The sequence below is a fragment of the Legionella sp. genome, from assembly GCF_049790535.1.
GTDB lineage: Bacteria > Pseudomonadota > Gammaproteobacteria > Legionellales > Legionellaceae > Legionella.
This window is the reverse complement of sequence record NZ_JBAQZB010000084.1, coordinates 1-9521: the sequence shown is the minus strand read 5'-3', so window position 1 is coordinate 9521 and position 9521 is coordinate 1. Positions and strand designations below refer to the sequence as shown.

The window sequence follows — 9521 nt, the reverse complement described above, 5'->3', positions numbered from 1 at the left end:
CTTAAAAAAACAACTTATTTTTTCTAATGAACAACTCTTTCTTGCCTCCATTCTCTTGGTACAGATGATCATTCAAACACAATTGGAGCAAGGGATATATGAGTAAATTCGTGTGGATCGTTCAGGGCTAGATGCCTCCGTTAATAAGGTTTCAAACACCGAAATTGAAAAGCCTGCAGAACTGTCTTCAGGTTGTAATGCACGTAGCAATTCACTTAAATAAGCCGCAGTCCAGGATCCATCGGGGTTCTTAGCTACTATTTTTTCCAGGGTCGTTAATAAGGGTTCGATTTCATTAATATAGGTTTTATTTAACTGCAAGCGTTTGAAAAATTCAATTAATGGTTTTAAAGGCTCATCATCTTTTTCCGCTTCAGAAATAGCAATATGATTAAGCAGCAAGTGTCGTAAGCGGTCTACATGCTGTTCAAAAAACTGTTCTAAGCCTAAAGCTTGCAAGTCGTCATTATTTACTAAGCGGTAATCACCAGAAATTGAGCTTTTGAAGATCAACCCCTCATCATTTTTCAAACTGTGCATCAACTGGGTACGAATTTCATTGATATCCAAAGGATGAGCATCCATTTTGGCAATACACTCAAGTATCTTCGTCCACAGAGCCTCACGTAAAGCAGCATCAGCAGGCAATGAATTCATATTTAAGGAAGTTAATTGGGTTATCAAAAAAGTGAGTTCATTATGCGTAATTTGCTTTAATTTTTGCGTACTGCGATAAAAAACATCGAGTTTCGTGCTAGAAACACCAAATACGGTGGCTAAAAGCAAACCTTGCTCTAAATGTGGGTGTTGCGCAGGAGTTTGTGGCGCTAAAAACAAAGCAAAAATACGGGCTAAATGCGCCTCAGAATCTGCCATCTCATAAACCAATTTATAAGCATCTAAAAAAGCAACATTTTTGGGGTACTTGTTTAATACTTGGTTCAATTGGGCTTTATGACCTTGTAAAGACTCAAATATGGCCAAAGGATAACGGCGATAACTTTGGTTTTGGGTGTAGAAAAAATTATGGAAATATCGGGCAATCTGTGTAACAAATACTGGATCCTTAGCGTCGAAAAATGCATAAAAATCTGTAGTATCTTTCCAATCAGTGTGCAGAGCCCAAACCAGCATCTCTTTGGATAAGCCTTTATCTTTGAAATTTTTATAATCTTGGGGCTTAATATGTCCTTTGGAACCAAGAGCACGCAAAGTAAATAAGGGCTCTTGCCAAATAGGCGTAAATAAATTTTCTAGAGGAGCCTTGTATGTTGGAGCACCCTCTTTAAATCCTTCCAGCTGCAAAGTAGGATCCACTAAGACAAAACCATCATGGCAGACTGCATAAGGCACGTCACCTTCAGTTAAATCTAGACTCGCTATACCAGAAATAAATTCCTTGCGTAATTCTTGATTCGGAATTTTTTCCAATGACTTTAAAATTCGCTCAAAACAAGGAAAGAGATTTTGTCCTTTAGGTTTTATGCTGCGTAATAGCTCAGCAGTAAATTTCTTCTCCAAGCCCATTTCTTTAATATGATTGTAAAAATAGCTAAATCCTTTCCATAATAAAGTAATATCTTCCCATTCTACTGCTGCCATATGCAATTCAAGGAAGGTTTCAAATAACTGAGATTCATCAGGATCCGCGGCCAATTCCGTAATCATTTGCTCTAAAGAACTTAAGCCTTTTTCTTGCAGTAAAGGATTAAAAGTATCACAACGCTTGAGGTAATTTTCAATAAAGGCATGTACAAAATCAGTACCTAAACGATTACGCATGGTTAAAATTACGTTAGCAAATCGCTTTAGCCCATCACTCCCATAACGAGAATATATTTGACCTAAGCCTTTAGCATAATCTATATCGGGATGATCTGCACAGATTTTTGCCACCTCAGGGGCATCAGGTAATAGCAAACCAAGTACCACACGCTGCTCAAGCTTAACTGACTTACTGTGGTGTTGCAGATCTTTTAACTCCTTTAAAAAATTTGCCCTATATGCGGTATAAAATAATTCCCAATTATTCTTAATCCACAGCGCATTGTCGCGATAGAAGGTTTTATTTTCAAAAGATAAAAGAGAATATTCAACCAATCTAAATTGATCATAGCGATCATTTTTTTCATCAGCCGATAACTCAGGCTGCATTTGCGCTAATAAACGGACAAAATTAAAGTCATCGCCATCTAAATCAAACTGTTGGTAATTACCAAGCACTCGTTCTACTTTAGGGATGGCATTGGTCAAATGCATGGTCAGCGGATCATGGTCAGTAGTGTAGCCTAAGGTTGATTTATAAGCTAAAACCAATTCACCTGAAGCAATACGCTGCGTGTAAAATCCGCGGGGCAAATTCTCAACATTTAAACCACCAGATAATTGACGATGAAACTTCAATAACATTTTTGCTGCATAAGGCGTCATTTTGTGAATGGTTTTGGGGGCTAAAACTTTCGGATTAGCATTGACCCAAGTATGGAAAAACTTTTGCAGCGTCGTACCACCAGATAAGAGTGCTTTACTGGTATCGATAGGGGATTCTAGATTCAGGTTTAAATAGTACTCGTTCAACTCATGATCAATATTGGTATAATCAATTAATACAGAGGGCAAAACATCACTATAAGCCGTTCCTTTTTCCATCTCATTATCAAGACAACGACTACGTTCCTGCTTAATTTGCTGCTGCTGTTGCATCTGTAACGACAAGCCACCTGCACGGGCAAGAGACAATTTTTTGTCCTCATCTTCCCAAATTTTATTCGCAGCTTCATTAAATTTACTGACTAGCGCTTTGCTGGCTTGCGTTTTACCTTGAGCCGCTTCACCGGCCACAGGTTTAGGAGGCAAATCATCTTCATGTATATGCGCTGCATGCGCAAAAGTAGGGTTTTCGTATAATTTTTCGGCTTGCTTTTGGCGAGCGCGTTTAATTAAAATATTATTCAGCTCACCGTATAAGCGAATGGTGTTAGCAAGACTTGGATCATCGAGAGGTTTTTCTAATTCAGGTATGTGAATAGGGCAAACCCACTCAAGATCGCCTTTAGCTTGCAAAATTGCTTCAGCAAGAAATGACTTCAATGCGTGTTTACTTTGTTCCGAAACCAAACAATCCATTAAACTGAGTTTATCAAATATTTCTTGCCTATTTAATTCAGTAAATAAGGTAATTAATTCGCGATTCACTCCGGGGACAAAAGAAAACTGAAATTGTTTAAAGGGGAAGTATTTTTTTTTCTGTAGGTGGATAATTAAAACTTCGGTGTATTGTTCAATATTTGCAGCAGCACACCCTGCATAAAATACCGGTGGTCTGTCCATATTTTGCAACAAAATATTAAACACAGGCTTTAAGTCACTTTCTTGTTCTTGCAAATAAGCCAAAAGAGGAATTAAACCATGAACTCCCATTTCGCGCACACAGCGTTTAAACTCATTAACTTCACTAATGTCCTTCAGTAAATCTGGCGAAGTTTGTAAATAAGCAACCCAATATTCAGCCGCAACCACCCAAAACTCATCCAGCATAGGCGGCAAATAGTCATTAAGAGATAACCATCGGTTACGGGCAAAAATATGTTGTAAGTTATTATTAATTTGCACTAACGATGCATTTTTTTGGGGATTTTGAAAATCACAAACATAGGGATTCATTTCCATTAAATAACAAACTAATGCTTGTTCGTCATTGTTTAACTGAAATTGATCGGGTAAATTAATAATTAACTTTTTTTCACGAGCGCAAGCACGAAATGTGTTAAGCACCAAAGTGTTGGCAAAGATTTCTGCAGATTGGGAGCCAGAGCTAGTGCGTTGTTTTAAACTACTGTTATCGAAACCATAAGCTGCTTTTTTTCCATGTCCTTTGATTTTATAAGTCGATGAAATCTCATTAGAATTAACCAGCTCATTAGTTACATTTAGAGTCACAGTTGATTTTTTTGAGTCAATGAGCAACGCTTTTGAAGGGGTATCAGCCAAAGCCCCACCCAAGCCCAAATAATAAGAACGCATTTGCATGTACTGATTATCCTTTGCATCTCCAATCTGCTTATTAAAATCTAATAAGGCAAATTTATGTGTGTCTTTATCCCATTGTAAGGTACGCTCTTTGAAAAATTGCCAATTCCAATTTAAGCTACCAGAAGGATGTCGGCTTTCGGTAAACCAAACCCATTCAATTAAAAGCGAAAAATAATCTGCTGAATCTGATAATCCGGCTCCGCCAAAAATTTGGATGTAGTGAGCCACCGCATGAATACCCGAAGACATAGACAAAGCAGAGGTTCCGCCTTCTAAAATCGCTTTTTGCGGCCCGTAAATCTCGGCTAAAGCTTTTTTATCTTCTTCTAAAATGGGCGACTCACTGTAAAGATGTGGCTCACCGTGTTTGTAATACAACAAAATCCATTGGGGTAAGCCTTTTTTGTCCCCTGCCGCACTACGAATATATAAAGGCTTATTTTTAAAGCTATTCGCATTTAAATAAGGTAAATGGCGCAATTCTAGAACTTGGAGCTTATCGCCCTGATTGCTGCCTCTGGCCGCAGTACGCGCCATATCCACAGTAGTAAAAGCGTATTCTTTTAAAACTTCATTTTTGCTTAAATCTGCTCCTAGCGTATTTGCTTGAAATTTTTCCCACAGGCCTATTTCTTTATTACCTCTGCCTGGGCTAGATAGATTAGCACGATACCAGTCGCTTTCATTCATACGCTGGGCTAAATAAGGAAATAGTTGGGCTTTGATTTCTTCTTCGGTGTAATCAGCGCCACTATTTTCAATGCATGACTCAAAAAAATTCACATAAGCAGTACCATTTAGCCATTGGCCGCTGTCAGCAAGCCCTTCAATCTCTTTAAGATTGAAAAAATGATCCCCATACTTTTCAAGCACACTTAAGATATAACCAATATTCTCATGACTTTGGTATTTACGAGCAAGCGCAGGGAATTTCACTTCGTATGGATGTGGCATATTATTACTCACTATTAAATTATATATTCCATATTAGCAAATAAAAGCTCTGATCACTATTTTATCTACCTGTTTTTTTAAAAAACACTATTATAAGAAATAATTCAGATTGAAAGTTAAAACGGAGCCCAAATTTTTGATGCATATGAAATTAATTAGAACGGCGAAAAATCAATGATTTTGCTCGATAATTATGTTGATGAGACTGTTTTAGAGCACTTATCTAAATCTGAACCACAAGTTAAAGTTTATATACTGACCAAAACGATCAGCAAACATTTGAAATTAGACATTGAAAAGTATAATGCGGAATATAAAAGAATAGAGGTGTTTCAATTTGATTTATCTCATGATCGGTTTTTAATTATCAATGAATCTGAGATATACCACATTGGGGCGTCCTTAAAAGATTTAGCCAAAAATCCAGAAAGCACGCAATGTTTCTAAAATTATAAACTCAAAACTTGTCGCAAACCATCATCAAGAAAGTTTAAATCCTTATCAGAAAGTGTACTGATGAAGCCCTTTAGTCTACTTTTATCAACCCATATGGCCGTTACTTGCTTATTAAGAGAAGAAACTAAAATTGTTATTGTAGGCCTGGCTTTTGCTGAGGTGGAAAGAGGAGTATGCCGCGCCTTATTATTGGCGTTGCTCCTACGAGCACACACAAGGACGTTGTTTATTGATGGCTGATCCGGTTGTTGGATTAATAAATATCACCACGTTTCATCAGCTAATCCATCTTGAAGAGTTACATCCCAATCTTTCATCTCCTGATTTAATTCATGATCTTGCTCAACAGCAGCAGCACATTCATAAAGTGCTTTTTCACGTCTTTTTATTTCTTTCTCTATTAATTGCACAATAACTTTACTGCGTTGCTTTTGTGGAATAGAGGCTCGCATTCGTGAAGCAATTTTATCAGGCATTGAAATAAGAACTTTACTCAAGTTGCCAATAATAATCTAATTGATTATTTTCAATAGGTTGCAGTCTTTTACTGTAAGGAACAAGGCATTATGATAATGTAATAAACTTATTTTGGCGCATGTGTTAATTTCGGTATACAGCTACATTTATTGAATTTAATGCAGAAAATACAGCAATTAATGATTTGGATTGTTTTTCATGATGCTTTCAATTATTAAATTTTTTCATGTAATCTGTGGCGTATCGTTTTTTGGCATTACTATCGCAACTTTTTTTTATATTACTCAAAGTATCAATAAACACGATCAAGCTCTAATCGATTATTCAATAAGGGCAAGCTATTTTGGGGATGCCATTATTTTATTGTGCATTTTCATTCAAATTACAACCTCTATACCACTTGTCACTTCAGGACACTTCCCTTTAGAAGTTCCATGGATTTTTATTGCTTACCATGCTTTCGGGTTTCTAATAATATTATGGTTACTCACCCTATTGATTAAAAAATTTTATTTTTCTAGAAAGGTTATAGCCCTTTATTCCTTAAAAAGTTTTTATTCTCTGAATATTGCTATGATTTTAATTTTTATTATTATCATTCATGATGCTGTAACACAAAGCACAGGGTTGGAATTTTTATTTAGGAAATAAAAGATGCGTATTTTGATAACAGGTGCGAATGGTTTTATTGCACAGGAAATAATTGCTCGGCTGGTAACAGCTGGTCATGAGATTATTGCTTGTGTACATGACAAGCTTCTAGAAAATATTCCACACACTCGCGTTTTTAAAGCTGACTTTACTAAAGCAATCATGCCTGAATTTTGGTCGCAACAATTAAAAGATGTTGATGCAGTAATTAATTGTGTCGGTGTATTTCAAACAACTAAAGAAAAAACCATGTGGAACATTCATTATGAGGCACCAAAAGCGCTATTTGAAGCTTGTGTAAAACAAGGGATAAAAAAAATTATTCAAATTTCAGCGCTTGGGATTGATAAAGTTAATGTGCCTTATGCAACGAGTAAATTAGCTATTGATCACTATTTACAATCCTTAGATATTGACTCAACAATTATTCGCCCAGGTCTAGTCTATGGTAAAGGAACTTATGGTGGTTCATCTTTATTTCGTGGACTTGCCGGCCTTCCTTATATTCTTCCTATACCGAGCCATTCTGAACAACTGCAACAACCCATTCATATGGATGACTTAACGCTCATAGTTGAGAAAGCATTGACTCTTCCTGGCAGGAAAATACTTTGTGCCGTAGGAGAAGAAAGAATTTCCATAAAAAATCTTCTAATTAAAATACGAACTTGGCTCGGTTTTAAAAAAGCCTGGCCATTTGTTGTACCAGATATATTTATTCAGTTAGGAGCCAAAATAGGAAATTATATACCTAATTCGCCCATGAGTGAGACGGGTATTAAAATGATGTCGGTTAATAACATAGCTAGTGAGGTGGAAATAAAAAACCTAGAAAATAGTACTCATATAAAGCCAAGAAGTTTCACTAGTGGTCTTAATGGCATGGTAAGCAGCGTGCAGGATCGTTGGCATGCAAGATTATATTTTTTAAGACCTTTGTTACGTATTAGCATAGCATTTATATGGATATTTTCAGGGATAGTCAGTCTATTACCAACTTCGTCTTCGTTAAGTTTTGATTTAATGACACAAGCAAAAATCCCGCTTACATTTCAGCCTTTAGCTTTGTATTCATTGAGTATGATAGATATTTTATTAGGTATAGCTACCTTATTTAATTATCGATTATTGGCTATAGGTTTCCTGCAATGTATTTTTATTTTGTTGTATACGGTGATAATTTCTTTTTCTCTTACTATTTATTGGCTAAATCCTTTTGCGCCAATCGCAAAAAATATTCCTTTATTTGTAGCAATACTGATTATGATGGCCTTAGAGAGTAAACGATAATGTTGTATGCATGGATTAAAATACTCCATATCATCAGTGCTTCAGTTCTATTTGGTACTGGATTGGGAACCGCTTTTTACATGTTTTATGTTAATCAACAAAAAAACGTGGCGCTCATTGCCAAGACAACTTCAACAGTTGTGATGGCCGATTGGCTTTTCACTGCAACATCCGGTGCAACCCAAGCTATTACTGGATTTATTTTGGTTTATTTAAAAGGATATTCATTATTAAGTTTATGGGTATTAGGGTCTATATTAGGTTACGTTATTGCAGGCATTTTTTGGCTGCCTGTAGTCTGGTTACAGATGCGATGTCGTGATTTAGCATTCGCGGCATCCGTAAACAAAACCCCTTTATCCGCAGAGTATCAACGTTATTTTAGAATATGGTATTTATTGGGTATCCCGGCTTTCATCGCTTTAATAGGCGTTTTTTATTTAATGGCTAATAAGCCAGAACATTTATTTTTTTAGGAAAATCATTCCTAAAAACAAGGCCATCTAGAGAGAACAAAACAGATTGAATCCAAAGTGGATTCTTTTCCCTTGATTACTATCCCCTGTCCAGCGAAATTCTGCTACAGCAACTTTTTTTGCCTCATAATAAATGTTTTCATCAATTCTTATTGGGATTCCCATAATTCACCTACATTAGTATTATATTGCTACAAAAGAGCCACCCCAGCATCCTAAAGTAGCAATAGTTTAATGCGAAGTTCATGGCACTCATTGCCGAGCTGAACCATGGACGCGACTCTGGCTGCTTTCTTGCGATTTACCTGGAACAAGATTAGTTTATTAAAGCTGGGCTTTGGCGTTTTCCACTGACACCATTGAATACATCTCAGATGAGGTAGTTATACAACTTGACCGGCAGCCCAGCCCGATGACCACGCCCATTGAAAATTATAACCACCTAACCAACCGGTTACATCCAATGCTTCACCGATGAAATAAAGTCCTGGGACTTCGTTTACTTCCATCGTTTTGGAAGAAACAGCGTTACAATCTACACCACCAAGTGTAACTTCGGCTGTTCGATAGCCTTCTGTACCGTTAGGTTTCACTAGCCATGAATTAATTTGTTTGGCTACAGTGTTTAAATCATGATTTGATAAATTAGCCAGTTTTTTTTCTGCTAGTTCTGAGGTAATGAAAATTTCTATAACCCGTTTGGGTAAATAATTGGCCAATATCGAGTTTAATTGCTTTTGTGGTTTGTTTATTCGGGCGGATTTTAAAGTTGAAAGAAGATTAATTTCGGGAAGTAAATTAATGCAAATTGTTTCTCCAGGCTTCCAAAAAGAAGATAATTGTAAAATAGCCGGTCCACTTAAGCCGCGATGAGTAAATAAAATATGTTCACGAAATTCGATTTGTTCATTGCTGGCAATACTGTCAATGCCAATGCCTGAAAGCAGGGAACTTTTTTCTTTTTCCTGCACATCCAGGGTTAAAGGCACAAGCCCTGCGCGCGTGGGCCAAACCTTAATGCCAAATTGTTCTGCTACTTTATATGCAAAAGGACTAGCCCCTGAGAGTTCCACACGAATTTTTATCTTAACGCATTGAAAAAAGGGATAAAAAAATTGAATGTGCATGGTGATTATGATCAAATAGTGTTTCCAGACATTAAGAGATCGACACCATGCACCAGAT

General features: G+C 36.7%; 7 protein-coding genes. 4 read left to right on the top strand and 3 right to left on the bottom strand.

Translation table 11 applies throughout. The features are described 5' to 3' along the window. Positions 1-72: 72 nt before the first annotated feature. Entirely contained in the window at positions 73-4986 is a 4914-nt protein-coding gene (locus WA877_RS04830) for a hypothetical protein (protein WP_425169806.1), read from the bottom strand. A 174-nt stretch (positions 4987-5160) separates the two neighbouring features. On the opposite strand from WA877_RS04830, the gene WA877_RS04825 reads away from it, so the two are divergent. Next, complete coding sequence (locus WA877_RS04825) at positions 5161-5433, top strand: hypothetical protein (RefSeq protein ID WP_425169805.1); 273 nt, start codon at positions 5161-5163, stop codon at positions 5431-5433. 272 nt (positions 5434-5705) lie between these two features. Here the strand turns inward: WA877_RS04825 and WA877_RS04820 are convergent, their stop codons facing one another. Then, entirely contained in the window at positions 5706-5918 is a 213-nt protein-coding gene (locus tag WA877_RS04820; RefSeq protein ID WP_425169804.1) for a hypothetical protein, read from the bottom strand. A 199-nt stretch (positions 5919-6117) separates the two neighbouring features. Here WA877_RS04820 and WA877_RS04815 point away from each other — a divergent pair, with 199 nt between their 5' ends. Genes WA877_RS04815 through WA877_RS04805 form a run of 3 tightly spaced genes read left to right on the top strand, consistent with a single transcriptional unit; the run spans position 6118 to position 8336 of the window. Further along, entirely contained in the window at positions 6118-6570 is a 453-nt protein-coding gene (locus tag WA877_RS04815; RefSeq protein WP_425169803.1) for a DUF2269 family protein, read from the top strand. Positions 6571-6573: 3 nt separating this feature from the next. Next, complete coding sequence (locus WA877_RS04810) at positions 6574-7860, top strand: SDR family oxidoreductase (RefSeq protein WP_425169802.1); 1287 nt, start codon at positions 6574-6576, stop codon at positions 7858-7860. Further along, entirely contained in the window at positions 7860-8336 is a 477-nt protein-coding gene (locus WA877_RS04805) for a DUF2269 family protein (protein WP_425169801.1), read from the top strand. The genes WA877_RS04810 and WA877_RS04805 overlap by 1 nt, the downstream gene beginning before the upstream one ends. 383 nt (positions 8337-8719) lie before the next feature. On the opposite strand, the gene WA877_RS04800 is transcribed toward WA877_RS04805, so the two are convergent. Beyond that, positions 8720-9521, bottom strand: an 802-nt coding sequence (locus WA877_RS04800; RefSeq protein WP_425169800.1) for an aminoacetone oxidase family FAD-binding enzyme, incomplete at its 5' end; no start/stop codon positions are given.